We start from the raw sequence: 23,853 nt of genomic DNA on the forward strand, positions 1-23,853 counted from the left end.
TCGAGTTGTGAAGTTTAGAATTCTACGGATTCTAAGACAGAAATCGAAATCGCCAAATTTTCATTCTTAGATAGGGTTTAGGTAAACTTGGAACGCACAGATGTTTAACAAATTTCTTATTTTAATCTTGGTTCAAACTTCTTCTACGGTTTGTTTGAGCGCCTTACCGAAACAGATGCCCGCCGATTTTTATTTGGAGTTTCATCGGGGCGGAGGAATGCGGCCCGAACATACGGAATTCTATTTTTCAAAAGAACTTTCGCATGTTAAGGAGAAGAAAGATCGAAAGGAAGATATTCTTTGTTTTAGAATCGATCCCGAGTTGCTTCAAAATTTATACGCGTCGATCCAGAAAAATCGTTTTGATCGAATCGGAACTCGAACGGAAAAAATTTACGATCGAGGCGGAGAAAGCGTTCAAGTCGGAGCCGATCGGGAAACGTATAACAAATCGGATTCGGGTATGACTTTGATTCAACCGTATTGGAAATCGAACTGGAGGAACGTTCTTGAAGAAATTCATAAAATAAAATTGCAATCGGTGGATGATTCTCCAAAAATCGGTTTTTCGCTTACTTGGAACGGTTTTCAAGAACCTTTGTCTTTGAGTATCGGCACGGAAAAACGAACCCTTTTATATCGGTATCACGTTCAATCTTCGCAATTCGAAGAGGATACTCGGTTTTTCTTTTTGCCCGGAAAATATAAACTGACATTTGAATTTCACGAAGACAAGGCGAAGTTTCATCGACATACGGTGGAATTTGAACTCGATAAGAATTCGAAACCGGTTTCGTTTCATTGTAACCCGGAAGGTTGTAGTCGTCTTTGATGCAGGTGAAGATGCGATAATTCTACTTTACGAATATGCTAAAGATAGAATATTTTCGGACCGCATCTTTTTCATACGGCCCGATTTTGTTTTAAACGGTTTTTACTCGAATGGCGCGAAGTTTTTCTCGTTCCATTCTTCCCGTTTAGTTGCGAAGTTCTTTTAGGAGTTCCGCGTTTCCTGCGATTGCAAGAGCCGCCGCGAGACCTCCCATCATAGCTCCGGCCACTCCGGGCGAAGCGGCATCCGCTCCCGTGAGATACAATCCTTCGATCGGAGTTCTAACGTTGAACCAAGGGCATTCTTCCTTTTTATAACGTTCCGGAACGCAGGCCAATCCGTAGATCGCACCGTCCGGATGTGAAGTGAAATGTTCGTTTGTGATCGGAGTCGAAAGTTCCGCGTAGTCGACGATCTTTGTGATTCCGGGGAAACGAGATTCTAATGTGGACAGAATCCTTTCGATGATTTTATCCTTGAGTTGCTTGTATTCTTCTCCTCTTCGTTTCCAAGGTTCCGATTTCCAAGGAACGAAGTGATCGTAATCCGTGAAAGTGATCGCATCCATCGTATGATTTTTTGCTTCCGGATTTTTCAGACTTGGAAAGGAAAGATAGAGATTGGGAATTTCCCCGTCCGTTCCGACCCAGTCGTTTCTTTCCGAGAAATTCTGATCGTGATCGCTCGAGGAAAAGATCCAATAGTTTTCTCCTTTAAATCCGAACTGCGCCGGACTTTCGGACAAACCGAGATAAAGACAAAGGCTTGTAGTCATTTTTTCTTTATTATAAAAATCTTTTAGACCTTTTCGAAATGGAATCGGATAACTTTCCGGAATCAATTTTGTATATGTCGGATATGCGCCCGCGCATGAGACGACGATCGGGGCGTAAAAATCCCGTTCCGATTCTTCTCCTCGAAGAGCCTTGGCTTTTACGCCGACTGTCTTTCCGTCCTTTATTAGAATTTCCTTAACTTCTACGGAAGAAAGTACGGCGCCTCCGAACTCTTCGATGATCGGTTCGACCGCGTCGAAAATTTTTCCGGCTCCGCCGATCGGATAATAACCGCCGTTGAGATAGTGTTGTACAAGAGTCGCGTGCATCGCGAACGCAACCTTAGACGGAGGTAAGCCGTAGTCTCCCCATTGTGCGGCGAGAATTCCTTTGAGTTCCTGGCTTGAAAAGTTCGCGTCCAGATATTCTTTGAGAGTTACGATATTCGATTCTCCCAATAAACCCGTTAAGGAATCCAAAGGAGGAGGGGCCAGACGCATCATGATCGATTTGCCGAACAGATTCGAAGTTTTTTTGATGTCTTTGAAATAACGTTCGATCGCTTCCGTTTCTTCCGGAAATTTATTTTTTAGATCGGCTTTGAATTTTTCGGGATCGCCGTAGATGTCGAATGAAACGGAAGGAAAGATCAATCTTTCGAAAGGTTCCGCCATACGTTTCCATTGAACTTTTTTCCGCGTGATCTTATCGGAGATCTTTCTGCAAAGACCGTCGTCCTGCATGTCTCCTACGTAGTGGATTCCCACGTCCCAATGATACTTTCCTTGTTTTCTTTGGAACTCGTGCGTGAAACCTCCGGGTTGGAAATGTTTTTCCAATATAAGAATCTTCTTACCGTAAGATTGGGCTAAAAGGCTGGCCGTGCAGAGACTTCCCATTCCCGAGCCTATAAATATTATATCGAATTCGTTTCCTATTTGATCGATATTCATTGACAAAATCCTCCCGATCCATTCAATGTGAACAGTTATTACATTATTGAATCCAACTAGAACCTCAAATGTATTAATCGTCAACATGAAAAATTCTCGAGATAAAAATTCGTATCATCACGGCGACTTAAAAAAAGCCTTATTGGAAGCTTCGCTTCGTATTTTGAAAGAAGAAGGGTATAAGGCGTTGAGTCTTCGTAAGGCCGCGACGTATGCGGGGGTTAGCCAATCCGCGCCATATCGTCATTACGAAGATTTGGAATCCTTGTATGCGGACATCGCGGAAGAAGGTTTTAGGATGCTCGCCGAACGTCAAAAAAAATTACAGGTCAAGTATAGAAAAAAACCTCTTCTTCTCTTTCGTGAATCGGGTGTTTGTTACGTGGAGTTCGCATTGGAATCCCCGGATCTGTTTCGAATCATGTATGGGAATCAGATCGAAAGCCATTCTAAATATAAGTCTTTGGTTAAAATGGAAGACGAATCTTTTAGGATCATAGTAGAGATCATTCGCGATTGTCAGAGAGCGGGAGTTATCCGGACCGAGGACGCGGTGAGCTCGGCGACTTCGGCTTGGACCATGGTTCATGGGATTGCGGTTCTTTTAGCGGGGAAACAGGTTATGTTTCGGTCTGTGGATTTGAAGGAAGCAAGAAGGATCACGAAAGAACTGATTCATTATCTTTATACCGGGATGAAGTCCGATGAAGCCACGTCGAATCGTTCTCATTGATTTTGCGGCCGCTTCATTCAATTCGTTTAGACATTGATACTGAGCTGAATCGATCGGGCTCTAAATACGCAACCCTTCCATTCGGAAAGCGACTTTACATCTGAGAGATTCTCCCATCTTTTAGTTCTGATTCGTTGCACTGTTAGGAGGTTGCATCTATGATAACCAGGATCCGATCCGCTTTTCATTGGATACTCGGGCGTCATCTATTATCCGATCTCCCGGAAGAAGAACGACGTTCATTCCGTCTCACCGGCAACACGCTCGTCATCTTGGCGGTCCTCATCCTTATGGCCTGGGTGCAACCGGTTCCCGAGAATTTGATTTTTATCTTGGATATCTTTACCGTTGTATTCTTAACGACACTCGTCATCAGTTGGGTTCTATTGAGAAGGGGATACATACTAACGGCTCAGATTTTTTTGTGTTTTGCATTGTGGGTGATCGACGTAGCGATTATTTTTACCTTCCCCGGTCAACAAGCGCATCTGTATCTTTCTGTAGCAATGTTGCTTCCTTTGCTCCTTGTAGTTCGCAAACACAAGGTAACTAGAATCGTCCTCGCGTTAGTTCCGTTTTGTTTGTTTATCGCGCGCGAAACCTATTTCAAAATTTTGGGAGGACAGGCTTTGTATGGAGCGGAGCCCGCGCCGGGTACTCTTCGAGCCGATGAAGTTCTGATGGATGTGATCGGCAGTCAGTTGTTTCTTCTTTTGCTTGCCTATCTTTTCATTCGCGGTCGAGACGAAGCGGAAGCCAAGATACAGGCGGAACATGAAAAGTCCGAGCAGTTGCTTCTCAATATATTGCCGGAAGAAATCGCTCAAGAGTTAAAGGAGAAGGGAGTTTCCGAACCGCGTCTGCATCGAAGCGCGACGGTATGTTTTACGGACTTCAAAGGTTTCACACAAATTGCGGAAACGTTATCGCCGACGGAACTGGTTGCGGAGCTTGATCGTTGTTTCTCATATTTTGATAGTGTAATGGAAAGGCACAATCTCGAGAAACTCAAGACGATCGGAGACAGTTATATGTTTGCAGGCGGCATTCCGGAATCAAGCGGAACACACGCGGTCAATTGTGTGATGGCCGGTTTGGAAATCCAAGCCTTTATGAATCAAATGAAGGAAATCAAAGCGGAACAGGGGCTTCCTTATTGGGAGCTTCGACTTGGAATTCATTCCGGCGATTTGGTCGCGGGTGTTATCGGCGAGAAGAAGTTCGCATACGATGTATGGAGCGATACGGTCAATATCGCAAGTCGTTGTGAATCGTCCGGCATTCCAGGTCGCATTAATATTTCCAAAGCCACATACGAACTGGTAAAAGACTTTTTCAATTGCGAATATCGCGGCGCTGTACCTGCTAAACACAAAGGCGAGATTGAAATGTATTTTGTCAATGGGCTCTTACCCGAACTTCGACGTATGGGGGAAGAACGAATTCCCAATGAAGAGTTTAGAAAACGATACGAGAAGCTGAGTCAGTCAGGAATATAAGATATTATTTTATTAGAATGTATCAGATTCGTTCAGAATTCTTAAAAGAAGAATGAATAAAACATTGCGATGGAACCTTTGAGAATCGTCTAACTATCAAAAAATACAAAGGAAAGCAGGGAGTAAATGATCGAAGGAAACGAAATGTATGGTCCGCTGGCTCATTTAATCGGACGTTGGGAAGGGGATAAGGGACTTGATATTTCACCGGAGAAAATCGGAAAGGAAGTAAAACGGTATTATGAAACCGTAATTTACGAACCGATCGGCGCGACAACGAACGCGCAAACGCAGATTTTAACTGGACTTTATTATCGGCAGTTGGTCAGCGATAAGGCGACCGAACAGGTAATTCACGATCAAACGGGATATTGGATGTGGGAAGCCAAAACCGGAATCGTGTTTCATGCGTTTACCATTCCTCGAGGAACATCCGTTGTGGCCGGAGGAACATACACGGAGGCGGGCGATCCGATTCATCTGGAAGTCAATGCAAAAGAGGGGAGCCCCGACTGGGGAATCATCCAACCCCCATTTATGACCGCAAACGCAAAAGCATTAGAATTTAAGAATACTCTTGTCATTCGCGGCGATCATCTTTTTTATTCTCAGGAATTAAAGATCCAAATTTATGATAAAATCTTTTCTCATACGGACGAGAATTCTTTGATTCGGAAGCAAGGTTGAAAAATTTCGGTTCGATCGAGATGTATTAGAGCCTCATTACGTCCATCAGACATTCCGCTTTTTTATTCTTAAAAGAACCGCTTTCGATTACAAAACTTAAAAACGTTTTCAACAAAGGATTTTTATTTTCCGGTTCCCAGAAGACGGAGACCGGAAGGTATAATTTTTTGATAGGAACGAATTGAGTTTCGGAAGGAACGATATTCTGAGCGCCTAAGATCGTAAGAGAAACTCCCTTACCGGTTGCCACTAAGATGGGACAACTTTCCCGATCGTTTTTCACATATACTTTCGGTTTGATTCCGTTCTGTTTAAAAAGTTGCGAGATGGTATCATAGAATTTTCCCGCTTCTTTTTTCGGATGTAAGATGATCGTTTCGTCCTTTAATTCCTTGAGTTCAATTTCTTTTCGTTTCGCGAGGGGATGTTTTTTGGGAACTAAGACGCCGAGCCCTTCGTCGTGAACCGAATGATTCTCCAGGCCTTCTTCCGAAACGGTTCCTTCCATAAAACAAACATCGAACTGTCCCGATCGTAATCCTTTCAGAATTCGATTTCTCGTTTCCTGATGTAGTTGAAATTTTAATTTCGGGAATCGATTCTGAAATTCGTCGATGATATGCGGTAGATTCGCAAGAAAGGATGTGGTTGAAAATCCGATGTTTAATTTTCCCGCCTTGAGTTTACCGATGGAACGAACTTCCTTTTCAAGGTTTTCGGCTCGGGCGATAATTTCCTTGCCTTCTTTCAAAAGAAAAACCCCGGCTCCGGTAAGTTGAACCTGTCTTGTGGTCCGCTCGAACAGTTTTGTGGAAAGTTCCTCTTCCAAAGAGGAGATCAATCGGGTCAGGGGAGGTTGTGAGATCCCCAAAATTTCCGCGCTCTTTCTGAAGTTCAATTCTTCCGCTACGATGATAAAAGATTTCAGTTTCGACAAGTCCATGGATCATTGATACCATAAAGGTATCAATACTTCAACTAAATTAGGAATAATATCAAAAAAATTGAATATTTAGAACATTCTTCTTTACAAGAGCGATAGCCTTTCGAACTTTTAATCGTGATCGTAGAAGAGAACACGATTGCGTTTCTCTTCAAGGAGAATGAGTTATGAAATTGGATTCCGAAGTTTTAATTATCGGCGGAGGACCCGCGGGACTCAGCGCGGCCTTGGCGTTGGGGCGTATGAGTAGAAGCGCATTGGTTTGCGACGACAATCGCCCCCGAAACGCGGCTTCTTCTCACTTGAATAATTTTCCCACCCGAGACGGGATTCATCCGGCCGAGTGGAGAGCGTTGGTTAAGAAGGATTTGGAAAAATATAAAACGGTCGCGTTCTTTGACGCTTCGGTGGTTTCCGTGGAAAAAACTTCTTTCGGTTTTAATGCGAAGTTCTCTTCGGGAGATACCGCTTCCTTTAAGAAAGTCATTCTTGCATACGGAGTCGAAGACCGTCCTTTGTCCGTTCCTGGTTTTCAAGAGCTTTGGGGAAAATCGATCTTTCATTGTCCTTATTGCCACGGGTTTGAAATTCGAGGATCTCGCATCGCTCTGATTTCCAACAGCGAAATGACGTTTCACATGGTGACCCTTGTAAACGATCTCGCATCCGATTTGATTCTTCTTACGAACGGGAAGGCGATATTCAACGAGGAACAGAAGGATCTTTTAAAACGAAAAAACGTTCGTTTGATAGAAGAGCAGATCACGGGTTTTGTCCATGAAGGAGAACAACTCAAATCGATCCTCCTTATGAACGGTGAAATCATCGAAAGAGACGCGGCATTCTTTCAACCGATGATTCCTTTCAAACTCAAGTCGACGATCGGAGAACAACTCGGTTGCGAAAAAACTCAGTTCGGTCTTTACAAAGTAAACGAAAGAGGCGCTACTTCGGTGGACGGTGTTTTTGCCTGCGGCGACAACGTGAATCCCGCTCATTCCGTTTTATTGGCCGCAGGATCGGGCGGGATGGCCGGAGCGGGAACGGTTGCCGCGTTATTGGGAGAAAAATTTAGCGAGGTCGTACATTCATAATTTGTTATAAACGAAAACCTTGATCCCATACGATCCAGCTCGCGATGAAAAGCGCAAAGTAACCGAAACCTCGTCTCAGATATTTTCCGTCGATTTTTGAGGAAAGAATTTGTCCGAAGAACATTCCTCCGATCCCGAGAATACAAACGGTTAAAAGTAAGGGACAATCCGAGATTCGAACGGAAGGAGAACTGATCGCAAATCCGAAAAGCGAATTTACGGCGATGATCGCCGATGAAGTGCCGATAGCAAGTCTAAGAGGAAACTTGAGCAGAAGCACAAGAGCCGGTACGATTAGAAATCCTCCTCCGGCTCCGATAAACCCGGTGATCGTTCCGACTATAAGACCTTTGCGTATTATTGAAAAAATGTTAAACGAAGTGAAATTGAATTCGAAGGATTTTTCATCGGAGGATTCTCCGGAATGAATCATGGCCCAAGAACTAAAGACCATCGTGATTGCAAAAACGATCATTACTAAAAATGACTTCGTAAGATTTATACCGAAGCCTGAAACGATGATGTTCGGAAGATAACCGAGAATAAAATGTCTCGCAACGTAGATTCCTACGAAACTCGGCAATACGAACAACGTTCCTAGTTTAACATTTATGTTTCCTTCCTTCGCTTTGACAAACGCTCCGGCCGACGCGGTAATTCCGACTACAAAAAGAGAATTCGTCGTAGATTGTATCGCGTCTTGTCCAAAGAAATAGAAAAGAATCGGAACCATAAGAATGGACCCACCGGCGCCGATGAGTCCGAGAGAAGTTCCCATAACGAAGGATGCGATGTATCCGAGTATCAACATCTTCGTTAAAAATTTATTCTAACTTACTCTTAAGATTCATTTTTTTATCCATGAACCGAAAGAGCAACATTCCGAAAATGATACTTACGAAAACGATGAACGGACGAGATTCAAAGCTTGCAAGCGAAGTGATGGAAACCGTAGGACAGTAACCGCCCAATCCCCAACCGATTCCGAAAATGACGCTACCGATTACCAATGCCGGAGTGATTTCCTGTCGAGTTGGGATGAACCAATTCTTGGTAAACATGGGAGTTTTTCTCTTACGTATCAATTTGTACGTGATGAAGTGGATTCCCACCGCGCCGGCCATCGTAAAAAGAAGGGTAGGATTCCAATTTCCAAAGACGTCTAAAAACCCGACTATATTAGACGGTTGTAATATTCCGGAAATGCCCAATCCGACCGCGAACAACAAACCCACGAACAATGCCCCGAGGTTATACTTCATATCATTAACCCGATTTTTCGAAGAAACAATACCGCGCCCATACCCGCGCCCATAAAAACGATCGTCGCAACGATGGATCTAACCGAGAATCTGCTCACCCCGCAAACTCCGTGTCCACTCGTACAACCGCCTCCCAACATCGCGCCAAAACCGACCAAGATTCCGGCTAACGCACCGATCCACGTTTTTGTCTGGAGTTCCACCGCTAAAAGATCGGGAGCCGTCGCTTTTAAAGAAAGTCCTCCGATCAACAACCCGACGATGAAGTACCATCGCCATTCGGTATCTCCTTTCTCCGGAATCAAAACGCCGTAGACGATACCGCTGACACCGGTCACTCTTCCGTTCCATAAAAGCATCAACGAAACGGCGATGCCGATCAACGCTCCCCCGAAAATTCCCATAACCCACTCTGTCGTCATTCTTCTTACTCCTTAGGCAGTGATCTCTCGTTCCAATTCAACATGCCGCCTGCCATACTTGCCGTGAATTTATAACCTAAACGAATGCTTTCTTCCGCGGCTTTGCCGGAACGTTTTCCGCTCCGACATACGAATACGATTTCTTCGGCGCGATCGCCCCGTTCTAAAAATTCGGTTAGGTCCGGGCCTAACGGAACGAGTTGGGCTGTATTAATATGTCCTAATGCACCGAAAAATTCTCCGGGATGACGAACATCGATGATTCTAACGTTTCCGATTTTTTCGAATACGTCCTCGTTCGAAACGACCGGAATTCCCGATATCGTATTCGGGTTCAAAACTCTTGCGGTTTCGAATTTGCCGCATCCCGAGTTGATCGGTACCGCAAGGTGCATTTTTTTCGGAGCCGCGAGTTGGAGTTCGGTCATGATCTTTCTAAAATCTTCTTTAGAACGATTGCCTCCGATTCTCGGATTTAACTTCTTTTCCAACCCGATCGTTGTGGAAGTTAAACCGTGATAATCATGACCCGGATAAACTTGAGTATCGTCGGTAAGGGAGAATAGTTTTTGTGTGATGCTTTCATACAACTTCAAAGAAGATCCCCATTGAAAATCCGTTCTACCGGTTCCTCGAACCAGAAGAGAATCTCCCGTGAAAACCATTCCTTCAAAGAGGAAACTCATACAAGCGTTCGTATGTCCCGGAGTTGAAATCGCGGTGATTACTTTGTTCCCGAGAGGGAGATTTTGACCGTCTTCCAGTTGTAGATCGGCACAATCGATTCCCGCTAAAGCGCTGATCGCGGTTTCGGCCATCGTATTCTCGCGGATCTCGTTCGCTCCGCTTATATGGTCGGCATGAATATGCGTTTCAAGTATATAACGTAAATGTAATCCGAGTTCCCGGATCAGCTTCAAATCCCGATCGACCGTTTCCCAAACGGGATCGATGATCGCGGCTTCTTTCGTTTCTTTATCCGCGATCAAGTAGGTATATGTGGAAGATTGAACTTCGAAGAGTTGGTGAAAAATAATGTCCTTCATGGTTGCCTTTTCTTGTCGGTGTTCGTTCGTAATCGAGACGAACACGTTTTGCAGTATATCGTGTCGTTTTCGGTGCGCCTTGTATAAAACTGCAGAGGTTTGGAAAAGTTAAAAAGTCGGCTCGGAATTTTTTGGAGTCGGTTGCAGAATTATACAAGCTATTGATTCTTTACCGTGCTTATGATACAAAGGATCGTATCATAAAATTATTTTTTATTTTTCGATCGAGGATACAATGTCATCGACTATGGAAACAACGGAACGCGAGAATCTTCACAAGAACGGACTGATTATTTTTTCGAGAGCCTTTACGGTTGCGGGATTTATGTGGAGTATGCTCTATTTTATATTAGGTTTTCCGCAAGCGGCTGTCATTCCGGGCGGTTACGCGATTCTAAGCTTGTTGAGTTTGTTTTTTGTTTTTGCAACGGGTAAGTATCTGGCGTTTCGATTTCTGCAATTTCTTTTCATTCTCATTCTTCCCGTATTTTTACAACTGAGCTTGGGCGGTTTTGAAAACTCGGGGGCGGTCATCATCTGGGCGATCCTGTGTCCGTTAGGAGCTCTTTCCTTCGGTCCGATCCGTCACGGTCTGATCTGGTTCGGATTGTTTTTGATCGTTTTGGTTTTAACGGGGCTCTCGGAACTTTATCCACCGTTGTGGACCGTGAACGTGGACCCTAAGCTAAGAATTTTATTCTTTGTCATGAACATAGCAGGGGCCGGAACGTTGACATTCTTCAGCTTGTACTATTTCATTTCTAAAAATAAACAAGAACACGATCGAGCCGAGAATATTTTGCTAAACATTCTCCCCGCGCCCATCGCAGAAAGATTAAAACGAAGTCCGGCCACGATTGCGGACGGTTATCCGATGGTTTCGATCTTATTCGCAGATATAGAAAATTTTACCGTGATGTCACAAAAGGTTTCACCGGAAGTCTTGGTTCATTTTCTCAACGATGTATTCTCTTATTTTGATATACTCGCAGAAAGATATGGAATGGAAAAAATAAAAACGATCGGGGACGCATACATGGCCGTCGCAGGAATTCCGGTTCGGGGCGACGGTCACGCGGAAGATGCGATGAGAATGGCGATCGAGATGCAAAGATTCATAAAAGCATTGCGAGATCCGACCGGAAACGTTTTAAAAATGCGGATCGGAATCCATTCCGGACCGGTCGTCGCGGGTGTAATCGGTCGCAAAAAATTTGCGTATGATCTTTGGGGCGACGCTGTGAATACCGCGAGTCGATTGGAATCGCACGGTGTCTCCGGTCGAATTCAGATTTCGGAATCGACTTATAGTTTATTGAAAGATAAATCCTGGATTGAAACGAGCCGGTCGGTCGACGTGAAAGGCAAGGGTGTCATGACAACCTATCTGAGTTACGAATAGATAGAATGGAAAAGAACATAAAATCGCAACGGAACGATCACTACCAAGATTCCGCGTAACTCGCGGGAACTTCGATGAACGATTTTAACAACCTTGTGTTTCTAAAAATTTCGGACGGAGGTAAGCCGAATGTGGAACGAAAGGTTCTCGTAAAATGAGCGGAATCGAAAAACCCGGCGCGATGCGCCGCATCCGTATGACTCATCCCGTGTAACAACGAATAAACGGTCAATTTGAGTCTAAACCAAGTGCGAAAGGAATGAAACGGAATTCCGATTTCTTTTTTAAATTGATGTTCCAAGTTGGAAACGGACATTCCCGCGAGATCGGCCAGATCCTTTGCGGAATGATCCTCTTGAGGCATCGTCGTAATCAATTCGACGATCTTCTGAATTCGATTGTCTATGGTCCGGGATTCGTTTCCGGATAACGGAGGCATCTGACTTAACAATTCTTCGAGAGTTTTGTTCGAATCTGCGGAAAGAATTTGTTCCACCTTATCGATCAGTTGTTCTTCTTCGTTCAAAGAGACGAAGATACCTTCGTTTTCTTTTTCCGAGTTGGATGTTCTTAGAGATTCATAATTAGGACTGCTCAAATCCATAAAAAGCAGAACACAAAATGCGCCGGAGAATCGAATCGAATGATCCACCATCGGAGGAATCAATGCCGTGCGAAAAGAAATCCAATCCGTCTCGTTGAGAGAAACTTGAAATTCTCCATCCAAACTGATACAAACGGTCGCGGCGGCTCTTCGACGAAGAGTTAAGTCCGGTAAATGGCCCGCGAACATACAACGGCTACCCCAAATGCATATCATCTCTGGGCGTTCGAGCGAATGAGAATTCATTTCCATGGAGAGGGCCTGCGTATTTTTTCCGAGCATTGCAGAATTATACAAGGAGGTTTCCTCAACTGCAAATATAATCCATACCGTTCAGAAGAATTAATGTGAAGAAAATAGGAACGTATATCGCGAGTAAACAAATTTTTGCATTGCTCGGTGTTTCCTTCTTCGCTTCCTCAGAGAACACATTACTCTATATTAGGATTTGCTCATGATCAATCGGACCTCGGACTTGAAATCGGAAAACCAGAATAAAATGTTGTGGGAGAAGGGCGACTTTACGGAAATTGCCGCATTGATGCGTCAATCCGGAGAATCGCTCGTCGAGTCTCTTCGTTTAAGACCGCCTTTGAAAGTTTTGGATCTCGGCTGTGGAGACGGAACGACCGCAATTCCTTTGGCGAAAATCGGAGCGGAAGTTTTAGGAATCGATATTGCGAAGAATCTCGTCGCCGCCGGAAATAAACGAGCGGCCGACATGGGTCTTTCCCTTTTGAAATTTCAAGAAGGGGACGCGTGTAATTTGAAAGAGGTTTCGGATGATTCGTTTGATCTAACACTCTCGGTATTCGGCGCGATGTTTGCCCCGAAACCTTATGACGTTGCAAGAGAGATGGTTCGTGTCACCAAACCCGGCGGTCGAATTGTGATGGGGAATTGGATTCCGAACGATCCGACTTCATTCGTATCTCAGTTGCTTAAGATCAGCGCTTCGTATTTGCCAAAACCGCCGGAGGATTTTATCAGTCCGATGACTTGGGGTGTGGAATCCATAGTATTGGATTACTTCGGTGCGGCGGGAATACCCAAAGAGAAAATATTCATGATCAAAGACACGTATAGTTTTATATCCTCCGATCGGAATCCGGAAGATTTGATCGAACTGTTGGGGAAATTCTACGGTCCGACCATGAACGCGTTTGAAGCCGCGGAGAAAAACGGAACCGTCGAGGAACTCCGCACTCAATTGATCGAGCTTGCGATGGAACAGAATGAGTCCGATACGACCGGGGTTTCGATACCGGCCACATACATGCGGGTGACGGTTTTCGTGGATTAAGGTATTATAATAATCGCAACTACCGATCGGTCATAAATTCTCATTCAGAAACTCGAGAATTTCTTTCGGAAGCTTTTGATGGAACTTTTCACGATCAAAACCGTCCGGGTCCGTCGAGGGCGGAAAGTTCGGATTTTTCATCGAGTCTGGAAACGGACTCGAAAAAGAAAAATGTCCCGCGTTGGGAACCAATCGATACGTAATCTTTGAAGGATCGGGAACTCCTTTTCGAACGATATCCGCGTTCCATTCGGGAGTGATCGGATCGTGTTCCGCTCCGTAAAGAAGAATGGGAATCGTAACCTTACTCAATGAATTCATAAACCATCCCGCCCCGGGCGCCATGAGTACGATCGTTTTGATTCTTGAATCCGAAGATACTTCCACTCTTTCCGCTTCTTGGGTCCAAGGGATTCCTCCGGCAAGGGCCAGAGCGGTATAACCTCCCATCGAATGTCCGATCACCGCGATCTTATCCGAAAGAATATGATGATTCCATTGTGGATCGGAAAGAATCGAATCGATGGTCAGGCTGATATGTTTGGGACGATTGACGAGATTTGCGATCGTGTTTTCCAACTCGTTGTTGTTTCGATTGTTGCCGTAGTGTTCCGGCATAACGACTACGTAACCGTTTTTCGCCAAACACGTGCTAATCGTTCGATAAACAAGATGAGAACCGCCGTTTCCATGCGAGATTACTACCAAAGGAAATTTTCCGTCCGCGATTTTCGCATCGACCGCCACGTCCATCGTGTACGGACCGAAGGAAGTCGGTTGGGGAGAATGGACCGTGGGATATTGAATGAGAGCCGGAAAGGAAAGATTTTGTATCTCGTCCTTGATTTGTGTTTGAATACTGCCTACGAAAAATTCCGATCTTTGTCCGTTCATGTTTAACATAGGTAACTTTTTTCGAATCCTTCGTTCGGTCGATTCGGAAATATTTATTGATTTACAACATTCTCCCGGAAGAGGAAACTCTTTCTCCCAAGATAGAACGGAACTTAGGAGGTAAGTATATGAATCCGATTCTTAAAAATATTCTCGCGTTGGTTGCCGGAGCTGTACTAGGAAGTGTGGTCAACATGGGAATCATTACGGCGAGCGGCTCCATCATTGCTCCTCCCGAAGGCGCGGACGTAACCACGATGGAAGGTCTCAAGGCCTCGATGCATCTTTTTCAACCGAAACATTTTATTCTTCCCTTTGTCGCGCACGCATTCGGAACCTTGGTGGGCGCTTACGTAGCGGCTCTGATCAGCGCGAGTCATAAAATAATCTTTGCGATGGTCATCGGAGTTTTGTTTCTTGCGGGAGGAATCGCGAACGTAATGATGCTTCCTTCTCCGATTTGGTTTGCGGTCGTGGATCTTGTGGGCGCGTATCTTCCTATGGGTTTTATCGGCGGGAAACTCGCTCTTCAAAGAAGCTGATCGAATCTAAAAAAATAGGAGTTCGCTTAAAAAAAAATCTCCCCCGATGTCCAATTTCCCAAATCCCGATCCTCATTTGAGTGTGATTCGAAAGTACGATTCGAATCCGAAGGAAAAATCAAATGAGGAACCGAAAGAGTTTCACTCAAAGGAAGGGAAAAATATGACAACTGCAATCGACAAAAAAGAAAAATGGATCAAAACGGCAAGATGGATCTACTGGACCATCACTTTGTTCTTTGCGATCACCATGATCATCGCGGGAGTTCTTTATACGATCGGATTCAAAACGGTCGTGGACGGCGTTACCGCGTTGGGTTATCCGGCGTATGTGTTGAAAATTTTAGGAATTGCTAAAATACTCGGCGGGATCACCTTCTTACAGAATCGATTCTCAACCCTCAAAGAATGGGCGTACGCCGGATATAGTTTTAACTTAATCGGAGCTTCGGCCTCGCATACGTTTGCCGGCGCGGGAATCGGAGATATCATGACACCGATCGTAATTCTTTGTTTGGTGCTGATCTCATACAGACAATGGAAAACGGGTTGGATGTGAAACTTCAAGGGAGAATTTTATGAAAGACTTTTTACTATTATTCAGACAGCCGAGTTATGATTATACGAAAGCGACTCCGAACGAGATGCAGGCCCTTTCCAAAAAATGGCAGGATTGGGTAAGCGGAATCGTCGCTCAGGGAAAGTTCGCGGATAACGGTCCGAGACTTGCGACCGAGGGTAAGGTTTTGAAATCGGGCGGAGTGATCACGGACGGGCCCTTTGTGGAGATCAGGGAACGACTCGGAAGTTTTATCATAGTCAAAGCGGACAGCTTGGACGAAGCGATTACGTTGGCGCACGGATGTCCCGCTTTGGACGCGGGTGGAAGTGTGGAAGTAAGACAGGTGATCGGATAAACATTCAAAAAACGGAATGTCGTCCTCGGTGAGGGCGGTGTTCCGATTGAATTCGATTCAATTTCATGGAAGAAGAATACGATCTAAAACATCTGTTTCAAAGGGAGTTTTCGAAGATGGTCGCGGTGATCAGCAACAAGTTCGGATTGGAGCATATCGAAACCGCGGAAGACATCGTGAGTGAAACGTTTTTAGTCGCGGCCGAGAACTGGGGAATCAAAGGTGTTCCTAAAAATCCGACCGCGTGGCTCTATGTGGTCGCGAAACAAAAAACGCTTCATCATTTTCGAAGAAACAAAATTCTCACAAAAAAAATCATACCCGAACTCGTTTCCAGAAACGAAAGAGATGAAAAACGATCTTCGATCTCCGAACCGGATTTTTCTCCTCGCAACATTCAGGACAGTCAATTGAGAATGCTCTTCGCGGTTTGTAATCCCGCGATTGCAAGCGAGGCTCAGATCGGTTTAGCGCTCCGAATTCTTTGCGGTTTTGGAATCGACGAGATCGCGGAAGCTTTTTTATCCAATAAGGAAACGATCAACAAACGTCTTTTCAGAGCGAAAGAAAAACTAAGAAGCGAAAACGTAAGTATGGAACTCCCTCTCGAAAACGAGATCGAATCGAGGCTCGACAACGTATTGCACATAGTCTATCTATTGTTCAACGAAGGATATTATTCCAAAACTCAAAATCAAATTCTGAGAAAGGATTTTTGTCTGGAGGCATTGCGTTTGGCGTTGATGCTTTCCGAAAATCCGAAAACGGATCGCCCGAAAACAAACGCGTTAGTCGCTCTTATGTGCTTTCACGCTTCCCGTTTTAACGCGCGTAGTACCGAAGAGGATACGTTCGTTCTTTATGAAAGCCAAAACGAAGAACTCTGGGATCGGGAGTTGATCGCTCTGGGAGTACGTTATCTCGGGCTTTCCGCGAAAGGAAACGAAATCAGTTCGTATCATCTGGAAGCGCGGATCGCGTACTGGCATTGTATCAAGGAAGATTCCGAGGAAAAATGGGAAGAGATCCTTCAATCATACGATCGACTTTTGAAAATCAACTATTCTCCGAGCGTCGCTTTAAACAGAATTTTCGCGTTGTATAAGGTGAAAGGGGAGAATGTCGCATTAAAAGAAGCCGAGAATTTAAAACTCGAAGACAATCATTTTTACTTTTTGTTGCTCGCGGAACTTTATACGAAGAAAAATCCCGAAAAATCCATATTCAATTTTCGTAAAGCCCATTCTCTTGCAAAAACTCAAACTGAAAAAAAGGGAATCGAGGAAAAGATAGAAACGTTGAGAAGAGCCGAATCCCCTCAACGTTCCGAATCTAAGTCTTAAGGTTTGTTTCTGCTCAAGGAAACGATTCTTTTATCGCTCCACTGAGTCGGTTCGTGTCCGTAGATCACCTTGACCTTGGGATAAGCCGCGGCGAAAGAACGCATTCTTCGAATGATATCCACGCTCTTGTCCCGGTTTACGGTCGCTCCCGGAGCGATTTCGTTTTCAAAACCGGCTTTTAAATGCGAAGCATCGAACGTAAACAACATCGGACCGGAGACTTCGTTTAACAAAACGGCGAGTTCTCCTTCCGTGTGACCGTGAGCCGCGACGATCCAAACCGAACCGTCTCCGAAAAGATCATAAACTTTTCCTAATAGAGGCATCTCTTTGAATTTGTCCTTCGGCAAAACCGAAAGATCGAAATCCACCGATAAAGCACGGGGAGCGTATCCGTGTAGAATGGAAAAGGCTTTGCTTGCGTCTTCGGCTTCCTCTTCGGAAATCAAAACGCGGATCGGTCCTCTCGATCTAAGAGCTTCCATTCCTCCGATATGGTCCCAGTGCAGATGGGAGATCAGAACGAATTTCAAATCTTCATTCCGAATGTTTAATTTACTCAACTGACTTGCGGAATCGAATCCCTTTTCGGAACGGCAAGGAACGTTAAACAGCGGACCGATCAGGCTGAAGTCGCAGTTTCCATTCTCGTCCGCGGAAGGGACTCCCGAATCCATTAAAAAATTTCCGTGAACGGGATGACGCACCAAATAACTCAATGCGGGAACCCATTGTTCTATCTTTTGATTATCCGGTGTTTTCGGATTTTTGGAATCGATCAGAATGGAAGGACCGGTAAAAACGTGCCCCGTTAAAAGCGCCTTAACTTCGAGTTTGCTCGGTTTGGAAAAAACTTCTTCCCAACTCGAATAACTTTTTTCCTTGGTCGGGTTTTCTCTCCAGGGGTTGGCTTCCTTCTTTAAAGGAGCTCCTAAAAAACAACCGAATGCGGATAAAACCGAAAGGATCGATAAAAACCGAACGCTGTACTTGAGAATTTTCATAATTTACGCTGACCTCCGATTCGTCCTGAATCTCTTGACTCGGTACGAATTCGCTTTAGCATACCTTGCAGGATCCGAATCTCCTGGAACTTTTGTTCCAGTTCGGATTAAAAAATACGGATCGGATTCTTCGGGAGGCGGGATGAAACTGACGGACGAAATCGCGAGGGCGGTCGAGCTCAGCATATTCTCCCCTTTAAAAAAAGAGTCGTATGTGCCCTTATTGGAGAAGGGGCAAATCGTAAAGTTTTCCGAAGGACAGATGATCCAACGAGGCGGTCCGAACGAAACACGTTATGCGGGATTGGTGTTGTCCGGTATTTTCAGAATGTATCTTTTTTCTCCTTCGGGCAGACAAACCACGGTGCGTTATGCGAAACGTGGAGAAATGATGGGAATCGTGGGCGCACTCGCGGTGGGAACAAAACTCGGAGAACCGGAGGAGACCTTTGTGCAGGCGTTGAGCGAATCGGAGGTATTGGCGATCTCTTTCGACGATCTCAGATACTTCGGAAAAAAATCCCCCGAACTCGCTTGGGCCTTTGCGGAAGAATGCGCTAAAAGGGTTTACGCGGCCTTGCGTGAAGTGTATGGAATCGCGTTTACCGGAGTTCGTCAGAGATTGGCGCGTCATCTTCTTTTAAACGCCATGAGTAGCGAAACTCCTCCGTATTTATCCGTGAAGTTATCCCAGCAGGAACTCGCGGATTCCATCGGAACGGTTCGGGAAGTGGTCGTCCGCGAGCTTCGAAGTTTAAAAAAAGAGGGGCTTATCGAAAGTTCCAAAAAAGGAATCGCGATTCTGAATCCGAGCGCGCTTTTATCCTTTTCCGAAGAATCAAATTAGAATATCAAGAATTACGAATATTCTCCATCAACTTTCTCGTATCGAAGTAGACTTCGTTTCGGACGATTTGGTCGTTCGTGACTTCCACGATATCCATTCCGTATTCGACCATCTCGTTTCCTTTTACGGGAATTTTGGCCTTCCACTTCAGAACAAAACCTTTTTCGTTCGGAATGATCTCGTCGTGCGTCCAAACCCAGTTCGGATTGTTACGCAGAAGAATCTTAAAATACGAAAGAATTTTATTCTTACCCTGGAATCCTTTTCGTGCGGTCGGATCCGAATAGAATGCGTCGTCCGAATAAAATTGAATCAGTCGGTCCGGTTGATTTCCCGTCCAGGAAGATAACCAGCGTATGCAAAAGTCCTCGGCATCTTTTAGATTCATACGCTGATTGTTTCTTAGAGTTCGTTTACGTCCACCAGTAAAAAGTTCGGGGAAATCTGTTTTAATTTCCGTTTCGAATAAGAACCGTTATCCGAAATAGCTTTTTGTTTCCATACGAGTTCGTCCCTTGTGTTAGGTCCGTTCAATACTTTTTGATAGTAGTGATTCGCGGATTTTTTCAACCCGATCGCGGAATGAGTTCGAGCGAGCCATAGATTGGCTTGATTTTTTCTAAACGAACCCGATTCGAAAGAAGCCGACTCTTCCAGAAGACGGATCGCCTCTTTCCATTCTCCCGTTTCCAGTTTGAGAATCGCTTGTAAAAACGAAATCGACGGATCCTTCGAGGAAATCTTTTTCGCCTTGCCCAATTCGGAAAAGATTTCGTTTACGCCTCCCAGCTTCGGGTCGTCGTTGATCAACATTGCGTTTTTATAATATTCAATCGCGGTTTCGGATGTCGTAGTTTTTTTCTTTCCGGTTTTGTTTTTCGAATTCGAAATTTCATTCGGGCCTACGATCTTATAACCTGGGTTTTTTTCCCAAGAAATCGGGATTTCCAAATAAGGCCCGTCTCCGGTCGGCGCTACTCCGATGGAAACGTATAACTTACCGGCTTCCGGACTCATCACGACGGATTTTACGGATGTGATCTGACGAATCGTGGAACCCATGATTCTCGATTCTCCGCTACTCGGATCGATCGTGTCGCTTAACAATTCTTGTAAATTTTTTACGCTTGTTCCTTTGGATCTTGTCTCCGCGAGAATTTGGTGAGCGCGTTTGTATCTTCCCACGGTGTGATTGTTAAAAACGGGGGAGGCGAGAATTTCTCCGTTTTGAAGACGAGGACTTAGATAGTGATTCGTATTCACGAAAGATTCTCCGCCCGGTTGAGAATACGTCACGTCCACGTCTCCGAAATTGGTTTCGATTACCGCGGCCTTCGAACCTTTTTCCTTACAGCTCGTAACGATCGCTCCCCAAGTGGAGTTGATCTTATGTTTTTGCGCGATTTCGACCGCCTGAGCGATGTTATGCGCTTCGGAAATAATTTTATGTCCGAAGTCGATCACTCCCAAACCTTTGGAGCCGATTTTTTTGTGAAAACGGGTATGAAACGATAACGTCAAACCCGCTTCGTTAAACGCGGTGATGCCCGGTGCGTCCGCTCCTCTGCAAGTGATATAACCGTAACGAAGACCTTGAGTTGGTGTACAAAAAACAACGATGGGTCTTAGATCCCAAACGTCCACTCCCGGAAAATCGAAGTTGCGCGCGTGGTATAACATACCGTCTTCGCTGTGATTTCCCCAAACCGCCGCGCTTGTACAAGCCGGAACCAGTTGGGTTTTGCCGAACTCTCCGATATGTGCGAGCTCGGGTAACATTTGAATCAAACCTAAGAGACCGACGGAGTTTTGAAACGCATCCATCGTAAAAAGATCCTTTTCGATTTTGGAAGTTTTGCCCGCGGCTTCCAGAGCCGCGATCGTCCGTTTGGAAAATTCATCGGGTCTATGTTTTCTCATTTGATTCTGAGAGAATTTGAGATACATGGATAAGAATCCTTTTGCAAGAAAGTTGCGACGATTCCGAGGAAGACTTCCTAAAAGTAAGTTGCGGGCCATAACCGGATAAAAATCGAAGATCGGATCGTATTGACCGATGTTCTGCATGATCTCGCCGAATTGACGTCCCATTTCTTCCTGGGTTCCTTTCAATTGTAATATCGCAAGCGGATGTGTTTGACGTTTCATATCGAAAATAATAAACCGAAATGAAATCCAAGTCGACCCGCCCGATCGGTCGGGCCGTGCGATCCGATCGGATAGGACTTAAAATTCGAACGGATCGATCCGAATGTAAGAAGGAACGTAAAGAACGGAGTTGAAAACGAGATGGACTATTTGAATTCGAGTCTGACGTATTTTATCTATTTCGGCGCGGCCAACGCGTTCTTCTATTCCGTCTTAGAATGGATCAAAAAAACTCGGATCAACACAACCCTCATCGTAATTCTATGTATCACCGGAAGTATTCTTCTTCGATACGCTTGGTATTTTGAACCCGGTTTCGCGGAAACTCCGTATTCGTTTTTTCTATTATTCGCATGTATCACCTTGGTCGGTCCGCTCGTATACGTTTACGTAAAGTCCTATCTGCAAAAAATCTCCGAGGAAAAGACCGGGTTCCGTGAAATCGTTTCCGAATATTGGTTTCATTTTGTTCCGGCTTTGTTTTTTGCGGCATTCGAAATTCTATATTATCTGCAAGAACCGAACGTTCTGCGGGAATCTATACTACAAAGTTCCACTCGGTTTCAATGGGATAAAATTCACGTCGCCACATTGGCCACTTGTATTCAAGTTTCCTTATATTCCATTCTTTGCCTAAGGGTTTATCTGCACATTTCCCGGAAATACGAGATCTACGAATTAAAACTCGTATGGGCCATTCTTTTGCTTCCGGTTCTCGCGAACGTTTTGATCGGTTCCGCATTCTTTATCAAAAACGAGATTCTTTTCAAAACCGGTGCGTCATGTATCGTCCTCGTGATTTTGTTGATGTTCGTATTGAGGGAGAATCATCCCGGATTTTTCAACGAGATGACGGTCGCCATACGGAACTCGAAATATCAAAATACGATTTTGTTAAGCGAAGAGATCGAAAGGGCCGATCTCCGATTGAAGGACATGATGGAAAAACGGGCCTTTTATCGGGACGGGGAATTGCGTCTGGTGGACCTCGCCGCCGGGCTCGGTTTAAGTCTACATCAAACGTCTCGTTATCTCAACGAGGTTCAAAAGATGAGTTTTTACGAATTGGTAAATCATTATCGGGTTCAAGAAGCCTGCAAACGATTGATCTCCGAACCGGACAAAGGAGTTTTGGACATAGGTTACGAAGTAGGATTCAACTCCAAGTCGGCGTTCAATTCTCAGTTCGCAAAAGTCACCGGACTTTCTCCCGCACTCTATCGTAAAAATCATTCTACATCCAAGTAGAAGTTCGACGTTTCTATAAATCGGTAAGTAATTCTACCTTTCGCAAAACGAATCCGAAATATTTCGTTTGCCTTTTCGGAATCCAAACGCATCTTATGGAGTTCGATTCGAAGTCCGAATAAGGATAGTGGAGAATTTATGAAAAGAATATCGGCGGTGATCGTTGTCGTTTGCGCGGTCTTATCGGTGTATGATTGCGGCAAAAACAAAACCGATTCGACGAAAGGTGCGATTACCTTTATCAAAGGCGACGTTACGGTGGAAAGAGGGGATCAAAAGATCAAGGCGAATGTTTCTCAGGAAATTCAAAACGGAGACACGATCGTAACCGGATCGAAGTCCGTTGTGTCTCTTTCTTTTGGGGAGAATTCTTACGTGATCGAAATCCAATCCGATTCCCGTTTTCAAGTAAAGGAAGAGCCGGACGAAAAATCATTCTATCAAAACAAGGGAAGTTCTTGGATCTTAACGAACAAACTTCTCAAGGGCGAGAAGATGAGTCTTCATACTCCGACCAATACTGCGGGCGTACGCGGAACCAAGTTTTATACTTCGGTTTATGGGGATATGACCTTCATCTGTCATTGTGAGGGAAAGGTGGAGCTGGAAAACGCGCAGAGCCACGTCAAAAAAATCAACGAATCAGATTATCTTGCCGTAACGAAAGGGGATAAGACGATTTATATCACTCCGGACGATTTACAAAAATCGAATGTGCCTTACGTTCATAACCACAGTGAAATCGAAAACTCTCCTGTGGGCCAGCTGAACAAAATGACTCCGGAACAATTCCAAGTGATTTTTGCTTTGGCTCAAAAGAAACTGGCTTCTCCATAACATTCAAAAAATAGAATATTCTAAAGCGTCGAGTCGATCGTAAATTTCGGTCCTCGGCGTCTTTGGGGAGAATGGAGTTTAGTGGGCTTTTCGAATCCGACGTCGGCCGATTCTCAATACAAAAACCACGAAACCTTCCTTTCCGCGTAAAACTTTCCCCTCGTGCAATCAACAAATCGACGTTAGATTCTTTGATTATCTTATTCTTTTTATAATTTGATTTCGTAAAAAATTTGGATCCGATTCGAAGATTTACAAATTGAGAATTTGTGTCTAAATTGCGTTTCAAGTTCCTGAAATGAAATCTTTCTAAGTGGTATTCGGCTTTTTTATTCGCTTTTGGTAAACAGATAACACGAACTTTGTTCCTGATCTTACAAATCCTTGAGGTATAAAAGCGATTGTCGAAATCTTCATTTTATCATCTTGGCTCTTTCAGGTTTAAACAACGAACTCTAAAAATTATCGAAATATAGAAACGTATAATTGTATCGTATTAGAAAACAATAAACAATTG

General features: G+C 44.5%; 25 protein-coding genes. 14 read left to right on the plus strand and 11 right to left on the minus strand.

Features of this window, described 5'->3' with window-relative positions:
• Positions 1 to 100: 100 nt before the first annotated feature.
• Positions 101 to 832 carry a hypothetical protein gene (locus CH367_RS20810; protein ID WP_208861997.1) on the plus strand — a complete coding sequence of 244 codons (732 nt, stop codon included), beginning with the start codon at positions 101 to 103 and terminating at the stop codon, positions 830 to 832.
• A 145-nt stretch (positions 833 to 977) separates the two neighbouring features.
• Here CH367_RS20810 and CH367_RS10590 read toward each other — a convergent pair whose 3' ends face one another.
• Positions 978 to 2,561 (minus strand): phytoene desaturase family protein, encoded by a 1,584-nt coding sequence (locus CH367_RS10590; RefSeq protein ID WP_100762480.1) that lies wholly within the window; start codon positions 2,559 to 2,561, stop codon positions 978 to 980.
• Positions 2,562 to 2,646: 85 nt separating this feature from the next.
• Here CH367_RS10590 and CH367_RS10595 point away from each other — a divergent pair, with 85 nt between their 5' ends.
• From CH367_RS10595 to CH367_RS10605, 3 genes are all read left to right on the plus strand, one after another.
• Positions 2,647 to 3,294 (plus strand): TetR/AcrR family transcriptional regulator, encoded by a 648-nt coding sequence (locus CH367_RS10595; protein ID WP_100762481.1) that lies wholly within the window; start codon positions 2,647 to 2,649, stop codon positions 3,292 to 3,294.
• 158 nt (positions 3,295 to 3,452) lie between these two features.
• Entirely contained in the window at positions 3,453 to 4,793 is a 1,341-nt protein-coding gene (locus tag CH367_RS10600; protein WP_100762482.1) for an adenylate/guanylate cyclase domain-containing protein, read from the plus strand.
• A gap of 126 nt (positions 4,794 to 4,919) precedes the next feature.
• Positions 4,920 to 5,480, plus strand: coding sequence for a heme-binding beta-barrel domain-containing protein (locus tag CH367_RS10605; RefSeq protein WP_100762483.1), 561 nt, complete (start codon positions 4,920 to 4,922; stop codon positions 5,478 to 5,480).
• A gap of 25 nt (positions 5,481 to 5,505) precedes the next feature.
• Here the strand turns inward: CH367_RS10605 and CH367_RS10610 are convergent, their stop codons facing one another.
• On the minus strand, positions 5,506 to 6,423 hold the full coding sequence (locus CH367_RS10610) for a LysR family transcriptional regulator (protein ID WP_100762484.1): 918 nt from the start codon (positions 6,421 to 6,423) through the stop codon (positions 5,506 to 5,508).
• A 167-nt stretch (positions 6,424 to 6,590) separates the two neighbouring features.
• On the opposite strand from CH367_RS10610, the gene CH367_RS10615 reads away from it, so the two are divergent.
• On the plus strand, positions 6,591 to 7,517 hold the full coding sequence (locus tag CH367_RS10615; protein WP_100762485.1) for an NAD(P)/FAD-dependent oxidoreductase: 927 nt from the start codon (positions 6,591 to 6,593) through the stop codon (positions 7,515 to 7,517).
• Between the two features lie 4 nt (positions 7,518 to 7,521).
• On the opposite strand, the gene CH367_RS10620 is transcribed toward CH367_RS10615, so the two are convergent.
• Genes CH367_RS10620 through CH367_RS10635 form a run of 4 tightly spaced genes read right to left on the minus strand, consistent with a single transcriptional unit; the run spans position 7,522 to position 10,247 of the window.
• Positions 7,522 to 8,328 (minus strand): sulfite exporter TauE/SafE family protein, encoded by an 807-nt coding sequence (locus tag CH367_RS10620; RefSeq protein ID WP_100762486.1) that lies wholly within the window; start codon positions 8,326 to 8,328, stop codon positions 7,522 to 7,524.
• A 13-nt stretch (positions 8,329 to 8,341) separates the two neighbouring features.
• Complete coding sequence (locus CH367_RS10625) at positions 8,342 to 8,779, minus strand: DUF6691 family protein (RefSeq protein ID WP_100762487.1); 438 nt, start codon at positions 8,777 to 8,779, stop codon at positions 8,342 to 8,344.
• Positions 8,776 to 9,201 (minus strand): YeeE/YedE family protein, encoded by a 426-nt coding sequence (locus CH367_RS10630; RefSeq protein WP_100762488.1) that lies wholly within the window; start codon positions 9,199 to 9,201, stop codon positions 8,776 to 8,778. The genes CH367_RS10625 and CH367_RS10630 overlap by 4 nt, the downstream gene beginning before the upstream one ends.
• A gap of 5 nt (positions 9,202 to 9,206) precedes the next feature.
• The gene (locus CH367_RS10635) at positions 9,207 to 10,247 is read right to left on the minus strand and encodes an MBL fold metallo-hydrolase (RefSeq protein ID WP_100762696.1); all 1,041 of its coding nucleotides are present in this window, start codon (positions 10,245 to 10,247) and stop codon (positions 9,207 to 9,209) included.
• Between the two features lie 247 nt (positions 10,248 to 10,494).
• Between CH367_RS10635 and CH367_RS10640 the strand changes: the two genes are divergently transcribed.
• A complete protein-coding gene (locus tag CH367_RS10640; protein ID WP_100762489.1) occupies positions 10,495 to 11,649 on the plus strand; it encodes an adenylate/guanylate cyclase domain-containing protein in 1,155 nt (384 codons plus the stop codon).
• Positions 11,650 to 11,689: 40 nt separating this feature from the next.
• Here CH367_RS10640 and CH367_RS10645 read toward each other — a convergent pair whose 3' ends face one another.
• On the minus strand, positions 11,690 to 12,550 hold the full coding sequence (locus CH367_RS10645) for a helix-turn-helix domain-containing protein (protein ID WP_244284550.1): 861 nt from the start codon (positions 12,548 to 12,550) through the stop codon (positions 11,690 to 11,692).
• Between the two features lie 157 nt (positions 12,551 to 12,707).
• Between CH367_RS10645 and CH367_RS10650 the strand changes: the two genes are divergently transcribed.
• A complete protein-coding gene (locus CH367_RS10650) occupies positions 12,708 to 13,556 on the plus strand; it encodes a class I SAM-dependent methyltransferase (RefSeq protein WP_100762491.1) in 849 nt (282 codons plus the stop codon).
• A gap of 30 nt (positions 13,557 to 13,586) precedes the next feature.
• Here CH367_RS10650 and CH367_RS10655 read toward each other — a convergent pair whose 3' ends face one another.
• Positions 13,587 to 14,459 carry an alpha/beta hydrolase family protein gene (locus CH367_RS10655; protein WP_244284551.1) on the minus strand — a complete coding sequence of 291 codons (873 nt, stop codon included), beginning with the start codon at positions 14,457 to 14,459 and terminating at the stop codon, positions 13,587 to 13,589.
• A 119-nt stretch (positions 14,460 to 14,578) separates the two neighbouring features.
• Between CH367_RS10655 and CH367_RS10660 the strand changes: the two genes are divergently transcribed.
• The 4 genes from CH367_RS10660 to CH367_RS10675 all read left to right on the plus strand — a co-directional run bounded on the left by CH367_RS10660 (position 14,579) and on the right by CH367_RS10675 (position 17,252).
• A complete protein-coding gene (locus CH367_RS10660; RefSeq protein ID WP_100762698.1) occupies positions 14,579 to 14,992 on the plus strand; it encodes a hypothetical protein in 414 nt (137 codons plus the stop codon).
• Between the two features lie 163 nt (positions 14,993 to 15,155).
• Positions 15,156 to 15,551: a DoxX family protein gene (locus CH367_RS10665; protein WP_100762699.1), complete on the plus strand. Its 396-nt coding sequence runs from the start codon at positions 15,156 to 15,158 to the stop codon at positions 15,549 to 15,551.
• Positions 15,552 to 15,570: 19 nt separating this feature from the next.
• Positions 15,571 to 15,909, plus strand: a complete 339-nt coding sequence (locus CH367_RS10670; protein WP_100762492.1) for a YciI family protein — start codon at positions 15,571 to 15,573, stop codon at positions 15,907 to 15,909.
• 65 nt (positions 15,910 to 15,974) lie between these two features.
• Positions 15,975 to 17,252 (plus strand): RNA polymerase sigma factor, encoded by a 1,278-nt coding sequence (locus tag CH367_RS10675; RefSeq protein WP_100762493.1) that lies wholly within the window; start codon positions 15,975 to 15,977, stop codon positions 17,250 to 17,252.
• On the opposite strand, the gene CH367_RS10680 is transcribed toward CH367_RS10675, so the two are convergent.
• Positions 17,249 to 18,256: an MBL fold metallo-hydrolase gene (locus CH367_RS10680; protein WP_100762494.1), complete on the minus strand. Its 1,008-nt coding sequence runs from the start codon at positions 18,254 to 18,256 to the stop codon at positions 17,249 to 17,251. The two genes, CH367_RS10675 and CH367_RS10680, sit on opposite strands and share 4 nt — an antisense overlap.
• A gap of 142 nt (positions 18,257 to 18,398) precedes the next feature.
• Between CH367_RS10680 and CH367_RS10685 the strand changes: the two genes are divergently transcribed.
• Positions 18,399 to 19,103 (plus strand): Crp/Fnr family transcriptional regulator, encoded by a 705-nt coding sequence (locus tag CH367_RS10685; protein ID WP_100762495.1) that lies wholly within the window; start codon positions 18,399 to 18,401, stop codon positions 19,101 to 19,103.
• Positions 19,104 to 19,107: 4 nt separating this feature from the next.
• Here CH367_RS10685 and CH367_RS10690 read toward each other — a convergent pair whose 3' ends face one another.
• Entirely contained in the window at positions 19,108 to 19,491 is a 384-nt protein-coding gene (locus CH367_RS10690; protein ID WP_100762496.1) for a nuclear transport factor 2 family protein, read from the minus strand.
• 14 nt (positions 19,492 to 19,505) lie between these two features.
• A complete protein-coding gene (locus CH367_RS10695) occupies positions 19,506 to 21,251 on the minus strand; it encodes a C45 family peptidase (protein WP_244284553.1) in 1,746 nt (581 codons plus the stop codon).
• Between the two features lie 141 nt (positions 21,252 to 21,392).
• Here CH367_RS10695 and CH367_RS10700 point away from each other — a divergent pair, with 141 nt between their 5' ends.
• Positions 21,393 to 22,499: a helix-turn-helix domain-containing protein gene (locus CH367_RS10700; protein ID WP_100762497.1), complete on the plus strand. Its 1,107-nt coding sequence runs from the start codon at positions 21,393 to 21,395 to the stop codon at positions 22,497 to 22,499.
• A 138-nt stretch (positions 22,500 to 22,637) separates the two neighbouring features.
• Positions 22,638 to 23,336 carry a FecR family protein gene (locus CH367_RS10705; RefSeq protein WP_100762498.1) on the plus strand — a complete coding sequence of 233 codons (699 nt, stop codon included), beginning with the start codon at positions 22,638 to 22,640 and terminating at the stop codon, positions 23,334 to 23,336.
• The last annotated feature ends 517 nt before the right edge of the window (positions 23,337 to 23,853 follow it).

Source organism: Leptospira barantonii (assembly GCF_002811925.1).
Classification (GTDB): Bacteria; Spirochaetota; Leptospiria; order Leptospirales; family Leptospiraceae; genus Leptospira; species Leptospira barantonii.

Bases quoted from the DNA above. Each gene is read 5' to 3' on its own strand.
- CH367_RS20810 (WP_208861997.1), top strand. From the start codon at position 101: ATGTTTAACAAATTTCTTATTTTAATCTTGGTTCAAACTTCTTCTACG.
- CH367_RS10590 (WP_100762480.1), bottom strand. From the start codon at position 2,561: ATGAATATCGATCAAATAGGAAACGAATTCGATATAATATTTATAGGC.
- CH367_RS10595 (WP_100762481.1), top strand. From the start codon at position 2,647: ATGAAAAATTCTCGAGATAAAAATTCGTATCATCACGGCGACTTAAAA.
- CH367_RS10600 (WP_100762482.1), top strand. From the start codon at position 3,453: ATGATAACCAGGATCCGATCCGCTTTTCATTGGATACTCGGGCGTCAT.
- CH367_RS10605 (WP_100762483.1), top strand. From the start codon at position 4,920: ATGATCGAAGGAAACGAAATGTATGGTCCGCTGGCTCATTTAATCGGA.
- CH367_RS10610 (WP_100762484.1), bottom strand. From the start codon at position 6,423: ATGGACTTGTCGAAACTGAAATCTTTTATCATCGTAGCGGAAGAATTG.
- CH367_RS10615 (WP_100762485.1), top strand. From the start codon at position 6,591: ATGAAATTGGATTCCGAAGTTTTAATTATCGGCGGAGGACCCGCGGGA.
- CH367_RS10620 (WP_100762486.1), bottom strand. From the start codon at position 8,328: ATGTTGATACTCGGATACATCGCATCCTTCGTTATGGGAACTTCTCTC.
- CH367_RS10625 (WP_100762487.1), bottom strand. From the start codon at position 8,779: ATGAAGTATAACCTCGGGGCATTGTTCGTGGGTTTGTTGTTCGCGGTC.
- CH367_RS10630 (WP_100762488.1), bottom strand. From the start codon at position 9,201: ATGACGACAGAGTGGGTTATGGGAATTTTCGGGGGAGCGTTGATCGGC.
- CH367_RS10635 (WP_100762696.1), bottom strand. From the start codon at position 10,247: ATGAAGGACATTATTTTTCACCAACTCTTCGAAGTTCAATCTTCCACA.
- CH367_RS10640 (WP_100762489.1), top strand. From the start codon at position 10,495: ATGGAAACAACGGAACGCGAGAATCTTCACAAGAACGGACTGATTATT.
- CH367_RS10650 (WP_100762491.1), top strand. From the start codon at position 12,708: ATGATCAATCGGACCTCGGACTTGAAATCGGAAAACCAGAATAAAATG.
- CH367_RS10655 (WP_244284551.1), bottom strand. From the start codon at position 14,459: ATGTTAAACATGAACGGACAAAGATCGGAATTTTTCGTAGGCAGTATT.
- CH367_RS10660 (WP_100762698.1), top strand. From the start codon at position 14,579: ATGAATCCGATTCTTAAAAATATTCTCGCGTTGGTTGCCGGAGCTGTA.
- CH367_RS10665 (WP_100762699.1), top strand. From the start codon at position 15,156: ATGACAACTGCAATCGACAAAAAAGAAAAATGGATCAAAACGGCAAGA.
- CH367_RS10670 (WP_100762492.1), top strand. From the start codon at position 15,571: ATGAAAGACTTTTTACTATTATTCAGACAGCCGAGTTATGATTATACG.
- CH367_RS10675 (WP_100762493.1), top strand. From the start codon at position 15,975: ATGGAAGAAGAATACGATCTAAAACATCTGTTTCAAAGGGAGTTTTCG.
- CH367_RS10680 (WP_100762494.1), bottom strand. From the start codon at position 18,256: ATGAAAATTCTCAAGTACAGCGTTCGGTTTTTATCGATCCTTTCGGTT.
- CH367_RS10685 (WP_100762495.1), top strand. From the start codon at position 18,399: ATGAAACTGACGGACGAAATCGCGAGGGCGGTCGAGCTCAGCATATTC.
- CH367_RS10690 (WP_100762496.1), bottom strand. From the start codon at position 19,491: ATGAATCTAAAAGATGCCGAGGACTTTTGCATACGCTGGTTATCTTCC.
- CH367_RS10695 (WP_244284553.1), bottom strand. From the start codon at position 21,251: ATGAAACGTCAAACACATCCGCTTGCGATATTACAATTGAAAGGAACC.
- CH367_RS10700 (WP_100762497.1), top strand. From the start codon at position 21,393: ATGGACTATTTGAATTCGAGTCTGACGTATTTTATCTATTTCGGCGCG.
- CH367_RS10705 (WP_100762498.1), top strand. From the start codon at position 22,638: ATGAAAAGAATATCGGCGGTGATCGTTGTCGTTTGCGCGGTCTTATCG.